The organism is Paraburkholderia sp. UYCP14C, from assembly GCF_004197395.1.
GTDB lineage: Bacteria > Pseudomonadota > Gammaproteobacteria > Burkholderiales > Burkholderiaceae > Paraburkholderia.
The window spans coordinates 18,025-38,833 of record NZ_SELS01000052.1; the positions used below are offsets into that span (position 1 = coordinate 18,025).

Genomic DNA, 20,809 nt, shown 5'->3' on the forward strand with positions numbered 1-20,809 from the left:
TACCCTTGACTATTTATAATCACGCAATTCCCTGCGGAGAACCTTGCCGACCGGCGACTTCGGTAACGAGTCGACGAATATGATCTGTTGCGGGCGCTTGTAGTTGGTCAGATTGCTGGCGCAATGCGAACGCACCACTTCGACCGTCAGTTCCGGATCCTTCCTGACCACGAAGAGCTTCACCATTTCGCCTGAACTCTCGCTCGGAACACCTATCGCTGCGGCCTCCAGCACGCCGGACAATGAAACGGCGACTTCTTCGATTTCCGTCGGATAAACATTGAAGCCTGAGACAAGGACCATGTCCTTCTTGCGATCGACGATACGCACGTAACCGCGCTCGTCCATCACACCCACGTCTCCGGTTTTGAGAAAGCCGTCTTGGCCCAGCGCTTGTGCCGTTTCGTCGGGCCTCTGCCAATAACCCGCCATGACTTGCGGACCCGAGATATGAATTTCGCCGACGCCGCCGGGCGGCAATACGTCGCCGTCATCGTCCCGAATCGAAACCGTCGTGGAAGGTAGAGGCAAACCGATGCTGCCGTTGAATTCGTTGCGGTGTGGCGGGTTGCAGGTCCCCGCACCGGTGGTCTCCGTCATGCCCCAGCCTTCGAGGATCCAGCGCCCGGTCAAGTGATGCCATCGCTGCGCGACCGCCTGCTGCGTGGCGGTACCCCCTGCCACGAAAAGTCGGCAATGGGAGTAATCCACCTGCCTGGCCGCCGGATAGTTCAGTAGAGCGTTGTAGAGCGTATTCAATCCGCACATGAGATGAAAACGCTGCCCCTTCATTGTCTTGACGAAGCCAGCGATATCTCGCGGATTGGGAATCAGAATGCTGCACGCCCCTACGCCCAAACCCACCATCAGGACGTAGATCGTGAAGATGTGATAAAGCGGTAACGGAAGCAGCATCACGGGGCGGTCGATCGCGGGTTCGCCTTGCAAAGCCACATTCAGCCATGTGCCTGCGATGGTGGATGCAGCGAGCAAATTGCGATGAAGCAGCATCGCCCCCTTTGCCACCCCCGTGGTGCCGCCGGTGTACTGCAACATGGCCAGGTCGCCCTGCGTCAGCGCGGTCTCCCGCAATGGCATGGATCTGCCTCTGGAAACCGCTTTGCCGAAGGCGTGATGACCCGGGAGGGACCAAGGCGGTACAGCTTTGCGTATGCGGCGGATCGTGAAATCGATAGCGCTGCCTTTCAGCAGGCCAAACAGGTCGCCCATCGAAGCGACGACAATGTGTTTTATCGGCACTTCATGACGGACCTGTTGCAAGGTGCTGGCGAACTGCTCGAGCACGATGATGGCTTGCGCGCCGCTATCGTTGAGTTGGTGGGCTAACTCGCGGGCTGTGTACAGGGGGTTGACGTTGACCACCACATAGCCAGCGCGTAACACGCCAAACATGCTGACCACGTACTGAACGCTGCTCGGCAGCATGATCGCCACCCGAGCGCCCTTATCCAGCCCTAGGCACTGCAGCCAAGCCGCGAATGCCCGCGCGTAGGTATTCAGCTCGTTGTAGGTGAACGTCTTCCCCAAGCATTGGATCGCAGGGCGCGTGGCGTACTGGCGCGCCGCATTCTCGAAGTAACTGCAGATCGATGAATGGTGATCGAATGCGACTGCGTCAGGTACCTGCGGTGGATAGCTGTCGAACCAGTTCCCTCGGCAAAGGGGTTCGTTTTCTCCTGAGTGCCGCTCAATGTTCTGGTTCTCCATGTCTCCCAACCTACGTCTAGTGTTAGGAGCATGTTAAGGGTGCAGTACCAATGAATGAACTGAAGTTCTTTACTCGAATTGGATGAATCACATTCACACTACGTGGACGTGCCTATACGGAGATCGATAAGAGCCGGATTGGCGAGGGTCGCTGTTGCGGTGAGGCACGTCTGTCGTCGATGCGAACAGGTCCTATGACCCGATGCGGATGCCTATCAAAGCTTCGAGCTGGCTTTTCTCCAACCCGTCCACCTTATCGATAAGCCGCAAACCTTCCAGCGTGTACTCCAGCGTCGCTAAGTCCGAATAGATTCGCTTGACACAAGACGGGGCTGTCAACGGATAGGTGCATCGCTTGACGATCTTGCTTTCACCTTTCTTATCGAGAAGGTCCATCATTACCCACGTTTGCTTAGCGCCGATAGCGAGATCCATGGCTCCGCCCACCGCAGGAATCGCCTTCGGATCGCCGGTGTGCCAATTGGCCAGGTCCCCAGTGGCTGAGACCTGGAATGCGCCGAGCACGCAGATATCGAGGTGCCCGCCGCGCATCATGCCGAAGCTGTCGGCGTGGTGGAAATACGCGCCGCCAGCGAGCAGCGTGACCGGCTGCTTGCCGGCGTTGATGAGATCGTAGTCTTCGTCACCTTTGGCCGGCGCGGGGCCCATGCCGAGAATACCGTTCTCGCTGTGCAAGATGATCTCGACACCCGCAGGAATATAGTTGGCGACCAGCGTGGGCTGGCCTATACCCAGGTTGACGTAGGCACCGTCTGGCAGATCGCGCGCGACGCGCTCGGCCACCTCTTGTTTGCTGCGTTTCTGATAGACCATGACGAACTCCTCAGGATTCTTGCTTAAAGCCGCCAGGCTGCGTAGCAGCGCGGTCCACTTTCACGACGCTGCTGACGTAGATCCCGGGAGTCACCACCGCCTCCGGGTCGATGTCGCCGAGCTCGTGAAGCTGATATACCTGAGCGATGGTCTTTTTCGCGGCCGTCGCCATCACCGGGCCGAAATTGCGAGCCGCCTTCCGGTAAACCAGATTGCCCCAGCGATCTGCCGCCTCTGCCTTGATAAGCGCGACGTCGCCGTGAATCGGATATTCGAGTACGTAGTGCCGGCCGTCGATCGTGCGCGTTTCCTTGCCTTTCGCGAGCTCTGTGCCATACGAGGTCGGGCAGAAGAATGCGCCTATGCCCGCGCCGGCTGCGCGAATCCGCTCCGCGAGGTTGCCTTGCGGAACGAGTTCTAATTCGATTCTTCCCGCTCTGTAGAGTTCGTCGAAGACGAAGCTGTCGGCCGCGCGAGGGAAGCTGCATATCACCTTTCTGACTAAACCTGCGCGCAACAAAGCAGCAAGACCCGTGTCGCCATTGCCAGCGTTGTTGTTGACGATCACGAGGCCCTTGGGTCCAAGCTCGATGAGTCCGTTGATGAGTTCGGCCGGAATGCCAGCCGTCCCAAACCCTCCCAGCAGCACCGTCGATCCATCTCTTACGCCAGTCAACGCTTCAACGACGGTAGGCACAATCTTGTCAATCACCTTCTTGTCTCCTGCGTGGTGTACGTATGACCATTGATTTCCGATGTCATACGGATGTCTCCTTGGCGTTGGACCGCTCAAACGCGCTCGATCGCGATTGCGACGCCGACGCACATCGTGATAGCGCAAAGCGTCCGTCCATGCGTTCGAGCTGATAGCTCGCCGTCATGACCAGGCGCGCGCCGCTCGCATCCAACGGATGACCCCGCGCAATCGCGCCGCCGTTCGGGATCACGCGCTGGTCGTCGTCCGCGACTCCGAGCATGCGCAGGACCGCAAGGTCTTGCGACGCGAACGTTTCGTTCAATTCGATCACGTCGAATTGAACGATCGTCATGCCAAGGCGCGGCATCACCTTTTGGAATGCAGGCGCGGGTCCGATGCCCATCACCCTCGGCTGCACACCGGCCGTAGCAACGTCCAATTGGATTACGAAACGCCAACCGAACGTCGTTTCGTAGATCTCTGCCTGGCGAGAAAATGCGCGTGCCGCTTTGCCCATAACGAATGGTGCGCGGCTCATACTTTCCACACCGCCCGCGATCAAAAGGCTGGCCTCTCCCATCCAGATCGCGCGCGCAGCGATGCTCATGGCGTCCATGCCCGAGCCACAAAGGCGATTCACCGTCGAGCCGGCCACGCTGAGCGGCAAACCCGCGAGTCGCGCATACGCGCGACATTACGGTTATCCTCCCCCGACTGATTTGCACGGCCGTACACCACCTCTTCGACGGCCTCCCAATCGACTTCCTTGTTGCGCTCCACGAGTGCGCGAAACGGCACTGCACCTACGTCGTCAGTCCGCACAGACGACAATGAGCCACCGTATCGACCGAACGGAGTGCGGACCGCGTCACAGATAAAGGCTTCCTTCACAGCACAAACCTCTTTGGGAAACTCGGCGCGCCAATTCAGACAGACCAAGATAGCGTTCATGTGGCACGAAGCAGCGTAGTACCTCAAGTCCTCCCGCTAACGCCGTAACAAACTTACGATGTGCACGTCCCTCGTCGTCAAAATCCGCAACGTCGCGTCCTTGGCACGGCACCTCCAGCAATTCCGCCGTGCCCTTCGTCGTAGGAAAATCTGCACTCTCCCCTTTTTGTGAGGCGCTGGCTAACCGACGCTGCCGCGTCCTCTCCGTGTCTGGCAGAGCATGAAGATGATCGGCACCACGTGGATGCGATTCTCGACATTTTTCAAGACGTACGGTCATCTTGAAATATAATCCAACAGCCCTGCCGATTTGTTAGGCGTTAACCCGAAACACGCGCTCCCGTGAACGAAAAAGGCAAGCGCTGTTCTTATTAGAGGGCACCACGCGCCACATCGGTTCGCGTGAGGCACCCGAGTGACTTACCCCGGTGAAACGCTTTGCACCCCAGCAACGGAAGCGATTGCTTGTTCCAGCCATCGGAGTGCGGCGTACAATGCCTCCCCGTAACGGGATGACGATGAGGTTCTGATGACTCAAACCCAATTGGTCATTGACGGGTCTCTGGCGGTACTTACCTTCGCTCGGTCGGGCGGAAACCGGATCTGCTTCGAGATGCGACATTCGTACAGGCAAACGCGCGGACGGTCACGCGTCGCTTGCTGTCCTTTAAGCAGCCGTTTGGGCCCAGGATTGACCTGGTGACCGCGGCCGCCAAGCGGTTGGTTGGAAATTCGACATAGCGTTCCAGCTAAAAGCCGGTCCGATGCGTACGCACGGGACCGGCCTGGTCAGGCTAGAAAATCAATGCACCGCCGACTGGACGGACGAAAAGCAGGACGTCGCGAATTTACTGCTTGCTCCTGCGAACTGCGTCAACGAGTCCGTCCAGCCATTCCTGATGACCGTTGATCATCGGATTCGGGCGTACCCTGGCCATATCCTCGGCAGGCTTGCCCTTTTGCGTTTCCTGAGTCAGGATGCGCACGCGACCGCCCGATAGATCCTCGATCAGCCAGGCGTGGTGAACGTCGAGGCGCGTGTCGTTTTCGCCCGCCCAGCCGTGCCACGCGACGCGGCCCGGTTGGCCCGCGACGGGCGCCACGTATTCGGTGACCAGCGCCTGGACCGGGAAGCCGAACGTGCTGAAATAGAAGCGCACGCCTTTTTCGAGCATCGGGCCTTTGCCGTCGTAGAAACGGACATCTGCGGAATTCGCGTAGTACGTCGGCCACAGCGGCGCGTTCGCGAGGAACGGCCACACGTCGGCCGCGCTCAGGCCGGCCACGATTACTTCGTTCGACGCGAAGTTCTCGGTAGTGCCCGGCAGATAATCGTGCGGCCAAAAGATTTCGTTCATGATGCGCATCCTCGAGACTGGGAACCGAGCAGATGATGGACGTTGCGCTGAAATAAATCCAATCGCTTATCATTATCTCCGCTATCGATTTCGTTGATATCAGAATGATCGATCTGAATTTGCTTAAAGCTCTCGACGCCTTGCTAGACGAGCGCAACGTGACCCGAGCGGCGCAAAGGCTGTCGCTGACGCAACCGGCGGTCAGCGCGATGCTGACGCGTTTGCGGGAAAGTTTCGGCGATCCGCTTTTCGTGCGCACGCAGCGCGGCATCGTGCCGACAGAGCGCGCCCTGGAACTCGCAGAACCGCTCAAGCGGATCCTCGCCGACGTCGAATCCATGTTGCAGCCGCCGTCCTTCGATCCGGCCGTGGCCGACTTGACGCTGACCATCGCGGCAACGGATTACGCTTTGCAAGCCGTGGTCGTACCGTTTCTGTCGGCGCTCAGGCAGCATGCGCCGGGTATCCGCACGGTGATTCTGCCGGTACGTCACGAGCGTCTGTACGAGCAACTCCAACGCGGCGATATCGACCTCGCGCTGATCACGCCGGATACCACGCCGCCCGATTTACACGCGCGCCGTCTCTTCGACGAGCGGTATGTGTGCGTGATGCGGGACGGTCATCCAGATGCGAGCAAAAAGAGTTTGTCCTTGGATCGGTTCTGCTCGCTCGATCACGCGCTGGTGTCGTATAACGGCGGCAGCCTGACGGGCGTCACCGACGAAGCACTGGCAAGGGTGGGACGCGTGCGGCGCGTGACCGTATCGGTGACAAGCTTTCTGGTGTTGCCGGAGATCTTGCGGTCGAGCGACCTGATCGCCGTAGTACCGTCGCGGCTGGCAACGCAAGCGGAGGGCCTCGCCATCTTTAGTCCGCCCGTCGACATTCCAGGCTTCACAAAGACGGTGGCGTGGCATGAACGCACGCATCATGCGCCGGGGCATCGATGGGTGCGCGCGCTGCTTACTCAGACTTGCGAATCGATGAGTTAACCAGCTTCCAACCGTGGCGAGCCAACACCGACGATCAAACGGTTGAATCCGCCTTCAAAAGCGGTCGTGCTATCTCGCTGACCCCGGATGGCTCAAACGATCAGGGTCATCGAGCCGACGCGGCGGCCCGCCGCGCTAGCCGCCCCACGATAGGCGAAATCGCCCAGAAAAGCTTGCACAACAAGGCTTCCGGCGGTTCTGATAACGCTCACTGGCAGGTGCTTGTCTAACTGCCTCGTCGTGCCTCTAAGGCGCCGTTTCCTTGTGCGCGAACGGGGTATAACCAAGCAGATTGCGACCGTGTGCAAGATACTGCGAAGTGCCGCGGTAAAATGTCGCGCATGAACACGGAACCAGCGGATCCCACAATGCTCAGTGAAACCGAACTGCGCGAGCAGTATGCGAACCTCCAGCAGCGCGCGCTGAACCTCAGCTCACACGGGCAGTCGCGAATTGACCAGTTCGCCGCAGCGATGCAGTTCCCGCCGAAGCAAAACGACGATGAGTATTTGCGCGTGCTGATGGGCGCGACAGAAGACGCGACGGTGGCCTTGCTGAGCTGTCGCCTCGGGTTGCCCTTCCTCGGCACTGCCAACTCTCTCTCTGATCGAGAGCCTCGCGAAGCCTTCCCCGTCTGCTGAGGACGAGGAGTGGCACGAACAGTTGCTGTTCAGACTCGCGGAGGTGCCAGAGACCGGAGCCGACTTGATCGCTGAAGGCGAAGCGCATCTGGAGCGATGCGCTTGCGTTGAAATCTGGGGAGACTCTTCCGCTGAAGCGGGTGGCATGTCCACGAAGCAGCGGCTGATGTCGCGTACTCCTTGACCATCATGCATTCCGCCGCCTCACCTCTACCTAGCCTCAGCGAAAACGCCTTGCACGGCTTCCCAACGCTCCGCGGCGGATCCACGGGTGTCCCGCCAAGATCGAACCACTGCAGACACGGCCTGCTGGCACTGCCGCATGATGACAGGTTAGCCGTGGTAATCAGGTTTATCGCGGCATCCATGCTTTCAGTCGAGCCCAAAAGGGTTTCCTCGCGTTAGCCGCGCGCGCAGTCCAGACAGGACTAGCCCTCCAAGTTGGAGGCCACGCCGCACCCGATGAGCGAATACGCCATTTGCGATAAATACCCTTATCGCCAGTAGCGCCCGCGCGACCTAAACTGTTCTCATGAACACCACTCCTGTCCCGGCCTCCGGACAGGGGAACCGGCGGTCCCGCGGGCCGGATACCCTCAGCGGTATGATCGTTTCATCCCACCAGGGTACCAGATCCCCATCGAGGTGCCTGACACTCACTATCGGGCCTCCATACTCCCGCGTCAAAGAGCCAAGGACCGGTGATCAATAACTCGCAGCCGCCGCTTAGAACCGATGCCGGATCCCTGCTTGCACCAGCGCTTGCGACTGACCGCTCGAAGCAGTCGTCGTGTAGATCTGCGCAAACGCGCCCGGCCCGCTCGCGCGCTGATAAATGCCCGTGAGGAACAGATCGGTGCGCTTCGACAGCAGGTAGTCGGTCGCGAGCGTCAGCTGGTTGTAGTGCGGCGAGCGGCCACCCGAATAGTCGCCGGCCGTATACACGTACGACACGCCGACCTGAAGCGCCGGCGTAAAGCGCTTCCACACCCCGATTTCGCCGTTCTGCAAGCGCAATCCTGTCGAATCCGAGTAGTTGAACAGCACGTTCGAATAGCTGACCAGCACGTTGACGAAGCCGAAGTCGTAGGTCACCCCCGTACCGATGATGCGCTGCTGGTCGGTGCCCGCGCCGGTCGGGCTCACGACGAACGGTGAGCTGAAACCCCAGCCCGTGCTATCCACCGCGCCGCTAGTCAGATTCGACGGCGTCGCATTGCTGCGCCGGTTGAACTGCGTGAACGCCACACCGGCCTTCAGCGGGCCCTTCGCATACACGGCGCTGCCGCTGAAGCCATTGTTGTTCGAGAACTGCGTCGAGTTCGAGAACGCGTAGCTGCCTGCGAACGTGAGCCCCGAGAACGTCGGCGACACGTAGCGCACCGAGTTGTTGAAGCGGTTCGTGAAGAACATGTTGTCGTTGTCGCCGATATGCGCGCCGAAGCCAGCGAAGATATTGGCGGACTCGGCCCACCACAGGCTGTTGGTCATCTCCTCGTATTGACGGCCCATGGTCACCGTACCGTAGCGTTGATTGCTCAGGCCGACGAACGCTTGCCGCCCGAACATGCCGCCGAGCATCGCGCCATTGGTGATCGAGAAGCCGTTTTCGAGCGTGAAGATCGCATGCGTGCCGCCGCCCAGGTCTTCGTCGCCACGCAGCCCGAAACGCGGCGGCATCATGCCGCCATTGGCCAGCGCAAACAGATGCGATCCCTTCACGTTGCTCACGTATTCGATGCCGGTCGAAATGATGCCGTACAGCGTGACGCTGCTTTGCGCATGAGCGCACCCGATCCCCACCGCGCTCAACGCAGCGCAAATAGCCGTTTTTTGTGCCAACCGCCAAACCTTCATGACGTCTCCTTCATTAGTCTCGCTAATTGTTATCAACTGCTCAGTGTGTTTAAAAGCTGTGGATCTTTAATCTTGTTTCTTTGAAACGACCGGTCTGCGTGCTGACTCCGCAACGCAAAGCGCGCAACGATCCGCGAGCGGCGCCTCGTGACGCCGTTCGTCCATGCACTTGAAGTCAATCAGGTCAGTTCGGTCCGAGCGCTTCCACCGGAGCGTGCCGGCGGTCTTCGAGATTTTCCGCGCGGCCCCAGCCGAGAATCGGCGCGAGTTGCAACACGACCGCGATCACGACGAGCCCGATGCGCACCATCCAGCCGCCTTCGTAGAAGCTCGCGAAGATCGCCGGCGGTCCGAGCAGCACGCCGAGATAGGTGGCCTGCGCGACCACCCCGCTGGTCGCGCCGAGCGAGCCGACGCTCGGCGACGACGACGGCACCAGCGTCCAGATATAACCGTTGACGGTCCCGATCCCGACCGAGAACACGCAGACGGCGACGATTGCGGCAACGAGCCCGACCATCGGCAGGTACAAACCAACACCGCCGCACAGCATCACGATGCCGCCGACGATCGCGAGCCGCCCGCCGTTCACGCCGGCCTTCAGCAGATGGCCGACGCTCAAACAGCCACACGCGACGAACACTTCGGCAAGCGTGCCGACCGCGGCCGCCGCCGGAATCGCGATGCCATAGCGCCGCGACAGATACACGGTCAGCGCGGCCATGATGCCGGTCTGGATGAACGCGGACGCACCCGATGCAAGCGCCACCCGATACGGCCGCGGGCTCTTCAGCACGAGCCAGATATCGGAAAGGCGGCGGCTTTGCAGATTTGCCTGTTTGGCGGGCAACAGGATCACCGCGCAGGCGAGCGCTCCCATCAGGATCGCGTGACCGCCGAACGCCCAGCGCCACAGTTCGCCGCGTTGCGCAAGCGGCGCGACGATGCTGAGCGTCAGACCGATGCCGACCGCCGTGTGCGAGGTCCACAGGCCGAGCGCGATGCTGCGCCGGGCGCCTGTGGTCGTGCGCATGATCAGCGTCACGGCGCCCACAGTCAGCGACAGATAGCCGACGCCTTGCAGCAGGCGGCCGAAAAACATCGTGCCGATGTCATGCGAGCCGAACACCACGAGATTGCCGACCAGCGCGAACACCGAGCCGCCGAAGATCACGCGCTTATCGCCGATCCGGTCGACGAGCCAGCCGCCGAACACCGCGGCGATCGCGGTGATCAGCGACGGAATGGAGATGACCCAGCCCGCGCTCGCATGCGACAACTCGAAGTACTTGGCGATGTCGCCGATCACCGGAACCGACTGCGTGACGAGCGACGTCGCGACCGTGCCGTAGATGTACAGCAGGATGATGCAAGGCCAACTGCCCGGGGAAAGCATGGTTGTCTCCTGGAAGAATCGCTGATTGTTGTACTTGTTATGCATTTATAGAACTCGTGCGTGCCCTAAGCTCGTCACCCCCATTCGAGCAATCGGCACAGGTTGCCGCCCATGATCAGCTCCCGATCCGCATCCGAGAGCCACGACAAGGTCTCGCTGAAGTGCGTGACGCACTGGCGGTACGGATGGTGCAACCGCGACAGTTCGCTCGCCCACACGATCCGCCCGGCGCCGAACGCATCGAAGACGCGGCGCAACGTGGATTCGAGCGAGCGGAACGGATACGGGTCGAGCGCGTAGTCGCCGACGCCCGCCGCTTTGACGTGCACGTTCGGGTGCTCGGCGAGGGCGAGCAGCGCGGGCAGATGATCGAACGCGCTGGGCCCGGACGCGCCGCGCGGCACACCGAGATGATCGACGATGATTTGCAGCCACGGATGACGCCGCGCGATGTCGTCGACGATGTGCAACGCGTTCGGCACCAGCAGTGCGACCACGAGGCCGGTTTCCTCGGCGATCGGCCAGAGCCGGTCCAACTCGCCGTCGACCAGCGGCTGCAAGCGCTCCTTCGTGTTGAACAGGAAGCGGATGCCGCGCATGTTGGGCTGCTCGCGCCACCTGCGCAACAACCGGTCAGGGTTGTCGAGCCGGCTGTCGAGCAGGCCCATCACCGCGAAACGTTCCGGCTCGGCCGCGGCGAGCGACAGCGAATACGCGTTGCCGTCGGGGTCCCACAGCGGCGGCACGAGCAACGCGCGGTCGACGCCGGCCTGCGCCATTTCGGCCTTGAGAACGTCGCCGGTGATCGGCGTGCGTCGATGGTGCCCGGTCGAAACACCGTTGGACCAGGCATGAACTTGTGCGTCTGCGATCGGCATGAAAGTTCGTCGTCGGATAGTCGTGAATGTGCTGAGTGACTCGTCGTCACGCGGCGATCTGGAACAGCCGGCCCGCGCCGCGAATCTGGCCGCGCCAGCCCGCCGCGTTCAGCGCCGACCACAGCATCGCCTGATTGCTGGTGACGACCGGCAGATCGAGGCCGCGCTCGAGCTCGTCGGCGGCTTCGAACGCGCGCACGTTCGCGCACGACAACAGCACCGCGCGCGTGTCGCCGTCGACCTGCTTGCGCACCACTGCGGCGATCTCGGCGGGCTCCATCTGCGCGGCCACTTTCGCGTCGGTGAAACCGAGCGACACGGTACGCAATACGTTGAAGCCCGAATCGATCAGCGATTGCCGCTCGACGCGCGAGAACTCGTCGCCGAAAGGACACACGTGCAGAATGCCGTCGGCCTTCAGCGCGCGCAGTGCTTCCTTGATCGCGACCATCGTGTTGGTCGACGGAATCTCGAGCGCGGCCGACATACGCTGCGCGAGTCGCGAGTCGCAGTCCTTACCATTGGCGACGCTCGCGCCCGTGCAGTTGAATGCGATCGCATCGGGCGACAGGTCCTTCAGGTAGCTCGCCTCGTCGATCGCTTCAAGGTAGGCGCGCGTCAGGCTCTCCATCGTCACGCGCCCTGCTTCCTTGCGCAGCCGGATGCGATGCACGTGAAAAGCGACGCCGTCCGGACAATAGGCGCGGAAGTCGTCCTCGGCGATCGTGTTCAGCGACGGCACGATCATCCCCACACGCAATGTCTTCATCGATTCCCTCTTGTATTGCTCTATGTTGCAGGTTGTGGAGCAGTCTATGGGCTTACGCTTTGCAGGCCCAATCGAAAAACTGCCGGGGTCATCCGTTTTTGCTGTACTCGGGCGCATGGCCCGCCGCGCGTGTCTCGTCCTCGGTCTGGTCCATTGCTTCGAGCGCCTTGCCGCGCGCCTCGATGCCGATCGTCAGATACGTGAAGCCGCAGACGAGCAGACACAACGCGAGGAACTGGAACGCCGGCACGATCACGCCGACGGTTGCCGATGGCATCACGACGTTGCTCGAACCCGCGGTCATCGCGAGGCCGAGCGGGCCGAGAATCTTGCCGACCGAGCCCGCGAGTCCCGCGTAGCCGGAACCGGTGCCGCGCAGCCGCGACGGCCAGATTTCGGTCGAATACGCGGCGCACACCGAAAAGCTGCCGTCGGCGAAGATGAACGCAAGTAGCAACGGCGCCCAGAACAGCGACGGCGTGAGCCAGTCGCCGTGGCCGATATAGCCCGCCGCAAGCAGCGCAATGGCCGACGCGATCGCAAAGTAGCCGCCGGTTTTGCGCCGGCCGATGCGATCCGCGAGTGCCGCCGCCGACAGACGCGCGAGCATGCCCAGCACGGCGAAGCCGATCATCGTTTTGGCGGCGAGCGCCGGCGTGAGTTGCTGGATCTGCGCGAGCAGCGTCGGCGCCCACAGCACGATGCCGTAGTAGCCGGCAATCAGGCCGACGTTGATCAGCGTCGCCGTGATTACGCTGCGCGGGCAGCGCAGCAGTTCGAACCAGCCACGCGAGGCCACTGGCTGTGGCGCGTCGATCTGGTCTTCGAACGACGATTCGCCGAGTGCCCAGGCGATCGAACGGCGCGCAGCCGCGTCGCGGCCTTGCAGACTCAGCCAGCGCGGCGACTCGGGAATGTACGCGGCGCCGATCAGCGCGATCACGGCCGGCGCGGCGCCGAGCGCGAAGGTCCAGCGCCAGCCCAGCGCGGGAATCACGTATGCGCCGCTGAAGGCGCCGAGCAGAAGGCCGCCCGTCGTGATCGCCGACACGATGCCGGTCAGCATGCCGCGTCGCCGCGGCGGCGTGAACTCGTGCACGAGCGCGATCTGGATGAAGTAGCCCGCCGTGCAGAAGCCGATCACGACACGCAGCACCGCCATATAAATCCAGCCGCGCTCCGGCGTGAACGCGAGACCGAGGCTGGCCGCCGCGAGCAGCAGCAGCGACAGCACGAACACCGGCTTGCGGCCGAGGCGATCGGCCATGCTGCCCCACACGACTCCGCCGACGATCGCCCCCGCCCCCGACGACAGCAGCACTGCACCCATGATCCCGTACGTGAGGCCCCACGGCTTGATCAGATAGGCCATGATGAAGCCGATCAGATACGCGTCCCAGAACTCGAGCATGCTGCCGACGCCGACCAGTCCGAGCAGCAGCTTCTGGTTGCCGGATAATCTCGTCTGTTCCTGGAACGGGCTGCGCCCGCTATTTGTTTGCAACATTTTCGTCTCCATCGTTTGTTTTTGATTCGCAGGACTAATCGCAGGCTATGGACTGACTCGATTCGTCAGCGTGTGCCGAGTCTTGCCGCTCAGGAACGCGCTGCTTTGCGCCTGGGTGGTTTGGACTCGTGCTGCTGCGCTTTTGCTGACTTGGCGGCGGCTGCGGGCCGTTCAGGCAGATCGAGCGCCGCAGCCTCAGGCTGCGCCACCGATTCGCCCGCAATTGCCGTTGCATTGCGCTTCAGATGATGCAAAAAGGCCGCCTGCACATCGTTGGGCCGCCAATCGCGCTTCGTCGTAATGCCGACGATCGGGCCGTCCCACGGCACATCGACCGGCAGCGGCGCGATAAAGCCGAAACGCCGTTCGCTCAGCACCTCGGTCCAGCTCAGCACCGTCAGCATTTCGGCGTCGTACAGCGTGATGCGGATCGTCGACAGCGAATACGTCTCGATGCTCGCCGGCGGCGGCGTGGTTTCGGCGAAGATGTGCTCGTAGGCTTCGCGGCGTGGCGAACCCTTCGGTGGCAGCACCCATTGGTAGCGCGTGAGATCGTCGACGGTGATCGCGTTTTGCCGCGTCAGCGGATGTTCGCGGCTCGCGACCACGCAATAGCGTTCGTGATACAGCGGCTGCTCGACGAAATCGAAGGCCTTGCCGGGCTGCTTCAATAGCCCCAGCATGAAGTCGATCTCGCCGCGCAGCAGCTTGTTGAGCAAGGCTTCGTACGTGCCGCTCAGCACGACGACGCGCGCATCGGGAAACTGCGCGGTCAGCGAGCGGATCGCGTTGACGATCAGGATGGTCGGGTCGAGCAGCAGCACGCCGAGCGTGACCGTGCGCTCCTTCGGAAACTCGTAGGTGGTGACCGTTTCCGCGAGCGCCGCGATCTGACTCGACACGAGCTTCAAGCGTCGCGCGAACTCGCTGCCGACCTCGGTCGTATTGATGCCCGCCGACGTATGCCGGTACAGCTGCCCGCCGAGATTCTGCTCGAGCGTGCGCGCCGCGCGCTGCAACGACGCCTCGGTAATGCCGAGCATCCGCGCGGCCGCGCGAAACGAGCCGCACTCCTCGATCGCGATCAGGCAACGCATCTGCGTGCGCGTGATGCTGCTCGCGAGCGCCAGCGGCGAGACCTTGCGCGTGCTGCCCACCAGTTGCGCGGCTTCTTCGGCGAATTGCAGGATCTTGCGCGTGCGTACGAGCGCCGCGACCCCGACCGGCGTCAGATACGTGCCGGTCGGCGAGCGTTCGAACAGCGCGACGCCGAGCATCCTTTCGAGCGCCGCGACGCACGAGGTCGTGGCCGGCTGCGAGCGCAGCAATTCCTGCGAGGCCTGCGTGACGTTTTCATGGCGCGCGACGGTCTCGAAGACACGCAACTGCCAGATGCTCGGCAGGTCTTTCTCAGACGCGGTAGTCTCGATTCGTCGCATCGCCATTCCTGATTCAACCGGGTTTAGTCAATTGATGGGGGGGTGAAAGGCCCGTCACGCTCTCCGCGCTGCTTGCGCTACTCGCGCTATTCGCGGCTCACCGTATTGCGCAGCGTGCCGATTTTATCGATCGAAATCTCGCACACGTCCCCCGGTTTCATGAACACCGGCGGCGTACGCGAGAAGCCGACGCCGCTCGGCGTGCCGGTCGCGAGGATATCGCCCGGATACAGCGGCGCAATCGTCGACACGTATTCGATGAAACGCGGGATCTTGTGGATCATCGCGCTGACTGACTCGTCCTGCATCACCTGGCCGTTCAGCGTGGTGCGGATGCGCAACTGGTCGACATCCTCGATCTCGCGACGCGGCACCATCCACGGTCCGATCGAACCGCTGCGGTAGAAGTTCTTGCCCGGCGTGATCTGCCGCGTATGGAACTGCCAGTCGCGCACGCTGCCTTCGTTCATGATTGTAAAGCCCGCGATATGCTCGAACGCTTCCTCGGCGGCGATCCGGTAGCCGGGCTTGCCGATCACGACGACCAGTTCGCCCTCGAAGTCGAACTGCTCGCTGACACCCGGATGCAGCAGCGGCTCGTTGTGCCCGACCAGCGAATCCGCGGCACGCGCGAACAATGCCGGCGACTTAGGCAGTTCCTGCACACGCCCGGCGCTCTGCACTTCGTTGTGATGCTCGGCGTAGTTGAGCGCAAGACACCAGATATGCACGGGGGCCGCGATCGGCGGCAGAAAGCGGATCTGATCGAGTGCATAGTCGGCGGCCCCGGATGCCGCGGCTGCGACGTGCTGCGGAAAACCGGCGGCGATCAGCGCCTTCAGGTCCGCAAACTCGTGACCGAAGCGCTTGCCGAGATCGATCACGCCATCGCCGGCCACGACGCCATAGGTGCTGCGTCCGTCGATTTCAAAGCTGCAATATTTCACTTCTCTTCTCCGTTAGACGAGGCCGGCATACGAGCCGCCATCCAGTTGCAAGTTCTGTCCCGATATGTAGCCGGCCTGCGCGCTGCACAGGAACGCGCACGCGTCGCCGAACTCCATCGGATCGCCGAGACGCTTCGCGGCGATCGTCGCCGCGATCCGCTGCTTCGCTTCGGCCATCGTGATGCCGTCCTTCTTCACCATGCGCTCGGCCATGTAGCGCTGGCGATCGGTGTCGAAGCGCTCCGGCAGCAGGTTGTTGATCGTCACGTTATCGACGACGCTATCGCGCTGCACCGATTTGCTCAGCGCGGTCAGCGCCGCGCGGACTGCCGCGGACAGACCCATCATCGCGCTCGGCGACTTGACCATCGCCGACGTGATGTTGACGATGCGGCCGAAGCGCCGCTCGCGCATGCCGGGCACGAATGCCTTGATCAGGAAGATCGGCGCGAGCATGTTGGCTTCCACGGCGCCGAGCCAGTCCTCGCGGCTCCAGTCGCCGATCTTGCCGGGCTCGGGACCCGCGTTGTTATTGATCAGAATGTCCGGCGCGGGGCACGCTTCGATCAATGCCGCGCGTCCCTCTTCCGTGTTCAGATCCGCGACGACGATGCGCGGACGCCGGCCCGCCACCGCCTCGATCTGCGCGGCGGCAGTTTCCAGCGCGTCGCGATTGCGACCGTTGATAAACACCTCGCAACCCTCGCGCGCCAGCGCGGTCGCGCACGCGAGCCCCAGGCCTCGCGACGATGCGCAAACCAGTGCCTTCTTTCCGGCGATTCCCAAATCCATGAACGTGTCCTCCGTGACTTCGTTGATTCAGCGGCCTCGCATGGCCAGCTTCAGTGAGCTTTATCGGCCAGCGCGGCGAGGCGTTCCTTCAGGCGCGGATAGAGCTTCAGCGCATTGCCTTCGAGAACCTGCTGGCGGTCGCGATCGCCGAGGTGCGGCGTCGCGACGATATAGCGGCCGGTGTCGTCGTAGTGATGACCGGTCTCCGGATCAATGCCCTTCACCGCGCCGATCATCTCCGAGCCGAACACGATGTTGCGATGAGGAATCACCTTGGTCAGCAGATCGATGCCCGCCTGGTGATACACGCACGTGTCGAAGAACACGTTGTTCAGCAGACCTTTGTCGAGCGCCTCCAAGCCCATGTCCTGCGCGAGGCCGCGATAGCGTCCCCAGTGGTACGGCACCGCGCCGCCGCCGTGAGGAATGATGAAGCGCAGCGTCGGAAAGTCCTTGAACAGTTCCGGCGCGAGCAACAGCTGCATGAACGCGGTCGTGTCGCCGTTCAGGTAATGCGCGCCGACGTGGTGGAAGCACGGATTGCAGGAACTGCTCACGTGAATCATCGCGGACACGTCGAGCTCGACTATCTTCTCGTAGAGCGGATAGTAGATGCGATCGGTCAGCGGCTTGTCGGTCCAGTAGCCGCCGGACGGGTCCGGGTTCAGATTGCAGCCGACGAAACCAAGCTCCAGCACACAGCGTTCGAGCTCCTCGGCCGATGCTTCGAGCCCCTGTCCGGGCGATTGCGGCAACTGGCACACGCCCGCGAAGTTCTCCGGATACAACGCACAGACGCGATGAATCAGGTCGTTGTTCAGACGCGACCATTCGATGCTGTTCTCGAGCGTGCCGAGGTGATGGCCCATCTGCCCGGCGATCGGCGAGAACAGCGTGAGGTCCAGACCGCGTGCGCGCTGCTCCTTCAGTTGACCGTTTTCGAGCGCGGCGCGCAGTTCGTCATCGGAAATATCGAGCGGTGCGCCGTAAAAGCCGCCGCCGTTTTCGAGCTGACGGCGCCGCCATTCGTGCAGTGTTTTGGGCACTGTCGTGAAATGCCCATGACAATCAATAATCATCGTGATTTACCGTGTTGTTTGACGCGAAAGACCGCGGGGGCTGCGACGCGGCGCGTCAGGCGCCCGCCGGCCACTCGACGATCTGCGTGGCCTGCTTGACGAAGCGCTCCGGAGGCTTTTCGCCGGTGTCGTAGCTCATGCCCTCGCCGATCTGGATGCGATTGAAGCGGCTCGCCGCATTGAGCTTTTCGTGCGAGATCCAATGCTCGTGCATCTGCTCGAACGGGCTCATCCAGTAGTCGAAAATCTGGCTGCCGAGCGCATGACGGCCGATGCCGCGCACGTGATCGTGCGAACGGTGCGCCATGTGGTCGTAGCCGAAGAAGATGTCGTCGACGCCCTCGACCTGATACGACACGTGATGCATGCCGGCGCGTTGCCCGCGCAGCAGGAAGATCACGTGATGATCGACGAGCTCGTCGCCGCGATCGACGCGATTGAACTGGCCGATCACGTTGCTCCTGTCGCCGACGAACAACTCGTCGGTGGGCAGCAGGCCGAACGTGCGCTGATACCAGCCGATTGTCTCCGCGAGATTCGGCGTCGCATACGCGGTGTGCGCGATGCGCACCACACGCGCCGGGCCTAGCGAGCGGCTTTCGCCTTCGGGACCGCGCACCAGCACGCGGGCCGGCAGCGGTGTCACGCGCTCGCGACCGGTCACGAGTTCGAGCCAGAAGCCGTTCGGATCTTGCAGCCGCACGCGCTGGCCGCCGCCAGGCACGTCCGGCGATTCGATGCCCTGCGCGCCGGGCAGCATGGCAAGAGCCGCGATGTCAGCGTTGTCGCCAAGCTCGTAGCCGAAACTGATTGCGCCCGGCGCGCCCAGTTCGGTCACGTGAAGAAACGGCGAATCGCCGACGCCGCGCATATAAAGACGCTTCGCGTCGCGATGCGCGAGGACCATGCCGAAGTCTTCGAGAAACGCCTGCATGCGGCCGAGATCCGGCGCACTGAGCCGGACGTATGACATTCCTGTGATCGGTGAAGCCACCGTTGCCTCCTTTGAATTCTTTCTGTTGCGCGGTCCGGCGCCGCTAGCGCGCTTTCAGGCCAGGATCTTCGCGACGTTGCCATACAGTTCTTCGACGGCATAGCGTTGCGAGATCAGCTTCTGTTCGAACGCATAGCGGATCACCGTTTCGAGCGCCGGGCGCAGCGCGTCGAACCCGGCCGGCTGCAAGTCCGGGCCATTCGCGGGCGGCATCTCACCGCTCGCCTCGCGGCTTTTCAGCAGCATATCGAACACTTCGCGCACGAGGTCAGCCCGCGATTCCGCGATTTCCTTGCGGACCGTTACGACGTGATTGATCGGCACGACATGGGTGCGGCTATACCATGTGGCGGCGGCTTCCTTCGGCTCGGGAATCAGAGTTCGAATGCCCGGGTCGCCGGACAACGCGCCGCCCGCGATGATCGCGTCGACTTCGCCCGCGCGCAGCATGTCTTCGAGGCTCAACGACGAATCGATACGCGTGACGATGTCGGGGTCGCGAAACTCGGCGACGTGCGCGCCTTCCTGGGTGAGCCAGCGCACCTTGTCGAGTTCGACACCGTATTCGTCGGACAGGATGCCGCGCACCCACGTCGGCGTGGTTTGCGGATACGAGCGCATCGCGACCGTTTTGCCGGCGAGGTCTTGCGGCTTCAGATCGTCGTCGGCGCGGCACAGAATGCTCTTGTGGTGAAAGTTGCCGTTCATCACGAACGGCAGCATCACGTAAGGCTTGCCGGCTTCGTACGCCTGCAGGAAGGTGACGACCGCGAGTTCCGCGACGTCGAACTTGAGGCCGCGCACCACGTCCTTGAACGCTTTTTGCGCGATGTCCACATCGGCGAAATCGAGGCGCAGGTTCGGCGAAGCAACGCTGCCATCCTTCAGCGGCGCGGTCTTTTTGTAGGTGCCCATCATCGCGATGAGCGTGGTCATGTCAGTCCCTTTCATGTGCGGCTCGCCCTGGCCAGCGCCTCGCTTTGTACGTTGCCGATCGCGGCGCCGATGCGCGGATCGTGGAATACCGCCTGCAGCGGCGGCTCGTTCGGAATCAGTCGCTGACGGTGCGCGTAGCGCACGAGCGCCGCGAGCGATGGCGCGTTCTCGTTGAAACCGTACGGCAGCGGATCGCCCACCCACTGCGACAGCTTGCGATAGCGGCGGTCTTCCGCGCCGTCCGCTTCGCCGCTGCGAATCCGTTCGAGGTAGTTCGCTTTGGCCTGCTCGAATGCGTCGAAGAGCGCGCTCGCAAGAGTCGGATGCCGCTCGAGCACGTCGTTACGCACCACGATCATGCCGTGCAGCGGATAGATGCCCGTGCGCTCGAACCATTCACGCTCGCGCGCATCGGCGTCGTCGACGATCTCGACCAGTTCGTCTTCGAGATCGTTGCCCGCGCCCGCGAGGCCGCCGAACGCCGCTTCGAGTTCGCCGCGCTTCATCAACTCTGCGATCGACTGCCCTTCGGCGAGCCGCTGCACGTTCGACGGCGTCGCGAAGCTCTGCACGTTCTCTTCCTCCTCGGTGATCCACGTGATCTGGTCGGGATCGACGCCGAATTCGTCGGCGAAAATGCCGCGCGTCCAGACTGCCGCCGTGACCGAATAGGCACGCACGCCGACGCGCCGCCCTTCCAGATCCTTCGGCCCGCGGATCGCCGACGCACGCAGCCGTTGCATGCCGGCGTGGCGGAAACGCCGCGTCATCGGCAGAGCGAGCGCGGTGATCGGCGCGCCGGCCGCGACCGCCATCAGATACGAGGTCGGCGCCATTTCGCAGATGTCGTACGGCTGGCTTCGCGCCATCTCGCGGTAAGCGTCGGGCATGCGCTTCTTGTCGATGAACTCGAGGTCGAAACCGGCAACGCCGACGATGCCATCACGCAGATCGCGCACCTGGCCGTGCGGTCCCAGCACGATGGACAGTTTCGCTGTCATGATTCCTCCG

The 20,809-nt window shown here is 62.4% G+C and carries 18 protein-coding genes and 1 pseudogene; 2 read left to right on the forward strand and 17 right to left on the reverse strand.

Annotation, left to right across the window (positions count from 1 at the left end):
* Positions 1–9 precede the first annotated feature (9 nt).
* The 5 genes and pseudogenes from EVC45_RS33365 to EVC45_RS33385 all read right to left on the reverse strand — a co-directional run bounded on the left by EVC45_RS33365 (position 10) and on the right by EVC45_RS33385 (position 5,577).
* Positions 10–1,728, reverse strand: a complete 1,719-nt coding sequence (locus tag EVC45_RS33365) for an AMP-binding protein (protein ID WP_129962429.1) — start codon at positions 1,726–1,728, stop codon at positions 10–12.
* Between the two features lie 192 nt (positions 1,729–1,920).
* Positions 1,921–2,562: a 3-oxoacid CoA-transferase subunit B gene (locus EVC45_RS33370; protein ID WP_129962430.1), complete on the reverse strand. Its 642-nt coding sequence runs from the start codon at positions 2,560–2,562 to the stop codon at positions 1,921–1,923.
* Between the two features lie 10 nt (positions 2,563–2,572).
* Complete coding sequence (locus tag EVC45_RS33375; RefSeq protein WP_129962431.1) at positions 2,573–3,274, reverse strand: 3-oxoacid CoA-transferase subunit A; 702 nt, start codon at positions 3,272–3,274, stop codon at positions 2,573–2,575.
* A gap of 77 nt (positions 3,275–3,351) precedes the next feature.
* Positions 3,352–4,150: pseudogene (locus EVC45_RS33380) on the reverse strand (beta-ketoacyl synthase N-terminal-like domain-containing protein).
* Between the two features lie 908 nt (positions 4,151–5,058).
* Entirely contained in the window at positions 5,059–5,577 is a 519-nt protein-coding gene (locus EVC45_RS33385) for an SRPBCC domain-containing protein (protein WP_211193515.1), read from the reverse strand.
* A 95-nt stretch (positions 5,578–5,672) separates the two neighbouring features.
* Between EVC45_RS33385 and EVC45_RS33390 the strand changes: the two genes are divergently transcribed.
* Positions 5,673–6,563, forward strand: coding sequence for a LysR family transcriptional regulator (locus tag EVC45_RS33390; RefSeq protein WP_129962433.1), 891 nt, complete (start codon positions 5,673–5,675; stop codon positions 6,561–6,563).
* A 368-nt stretch (positions 6,564–6,931) separates the two neighbouring features.
* Positions 6,932–7,204 carry a hypothetical protein gene (locus EVC45_RS33395; RefSeq protein WP_129962434.1) on the forward strand — a complete coding sequence of 91 codons (273 nt, stop codon included), beginning with the start codon at positions 6,932–6,934 and terminating at the stop codon, positions 7,202–7,204.
* A gap of 726 nt (positions 7,205–7,930) precedes the next feature.
* On the opposite strand, the gene EVC45_RS33400 is transcribed toward EVC45_RS33395, so the two are convergent.
* From EVC45_RS33400 to EVC45_RS33455, 12 genes are all read right to left on the reverse strand, one after another.
* A complete protein-coding gene (locus EVC45_RS33400) occupies positions 7,931–9,061 on the reverse strand; it encodes a porin (protein WP_129962435.1) in 1,131 nt (376 codons plus the stop codon).
* Between the two features lie 184 nt (positions 9,062–9,245).
* The gene (locus tag EVC45_RS33405; RefSeq protein ID WP_168991582.1) at positions 9,246–10,457 is read right to left on the reverse strand and encodes a CynX/NimT family MFS transporter; all 1,212 of its coding nucleotides are present in this window, start codon (positions 10,455–10,457) and stop codon (positions 9,246–9,248) included.
* Between the two features lie 74 nt (positions 10,458–10,531).
* The gene (locus EVC45_RS33410; RefSeq protein WP_129962437.1) at positions 10,532–11,335 is read right to left on the reverse strand and encodes an amidohydrolase; all 804 of its coding nucleotides are present in this window, start codon (positions 11,333–11,335) and stop codon (positions 10,532–10,534) included.
* A gap of 46 nt (positions 11,336–11,381) precedes the next feature.
* The gene (locus EVC45_RS33415; RefSeq protein ID WP_129962438.1) at positions 11,382–12,104 is read right to left on the reverse strand and encodes a hypothetical protein; all 723 of its coding nucleotides are present in this window, start codon (positions 12,102–12,104) and stop codon (positions 11,382–11,384) included.
* Positions 12,105–12,192: 88 nt separating this feature from the next.
* Positions 12,193–13,623: an MFS transporter gene (locus tag EVC45_RS33420; RefSeq protein WP_129962439.1), complete on the reverse strand. Its 1,431-nt coding sequence runs from the start codon at positions 13,621–13,623 to the stop codon at positions 12,193–12,195.
* Positions 13,624–13,700: 77 nt separating this feature from the next.
* Positions 13,701–15,050, reverse strand: a complete 1,350-nt coding sequence (locus tag EVC45_RS33425) for a LysR family transcriptional regulator (RefSeq protein WP_168991584.1) — start codon at positions 15,048–15,050, stop codon at positions 13,701–13,703.
* 86 nt (positions 15,051–15,136) lie between these two features.
* Positions 15,137–15,997 (reverse strand): fumarylacetoacetate hydrolase family protein, encoded by an 861-nt coding sequence (locus tag EVC45_RS33430; protein WP_129962441.1) that lies wholly within the window; start codon positions 15,995–15,997, stop codon positions 15,137–15,139.
* A gap of 12 nt (positions 15,998–16,009) precedes the next feature.
* Positions 16,010–16,789, reverse strand: coding sequence for an SDR family oxidoreductase (locus EVC45_RS33435; protein WP_129962442.1), 780 nt, complete (start codon positions 16,787–16,789; stop codon positions 16,010–16,012).
* Positions 16,790–16,839: 50 nt separating this feature from the next.
* Positions 16,840–17,868 (reverse strand): amidohydrolase family protein, encoded by a 1,029-nt coding sequence (locus EVC45_RS33440; protein WP_129962443.1) that lies wholly within the window; start codon positions 17,866–17,868, stop codon positions 16,840–16,842.
* A gap of 55 nt (positions 17,869–17,923) precedes the next feature.
* Positions 17,924–18,862, reverse strand: a complete 939-nt coding sequence (locus EVC45_RS33445) for a VOC family protein (RefSeq protein WP_129962444.1) — start codon at positions 18,860–18,862, stop codon at positions 17,924–17,926.
* 54 nt (positions 18,863–18,916) lie between these two features.
* Positions 18,917–19,798: an ABC transporter substrate-binding protein gene (locus EVC45_RS33450; protein WP_129962445.1), complete on the reverse strand. Its 882-nt coding sequence runs from the start codon at positions 19,796–19,798 to the stop codon at positions 18,917–18,919.
* Between the two features lie 11 nt (positions 19,799–19,809).
* On the reverse strand, positions 19,810–20,799 hold the full coding sequence (locus tag EVC45_RS33455) for an ABC transporter substrate-binding protein (RefSeq protein WP_129962446.1): 990 nt from the start codon (positions 20,797–20,799) through the stop codon (positions 19,810–19,812).
* Between the last annotated feature and the right edge of the window lie 10 nt (positions 20,800–20,809).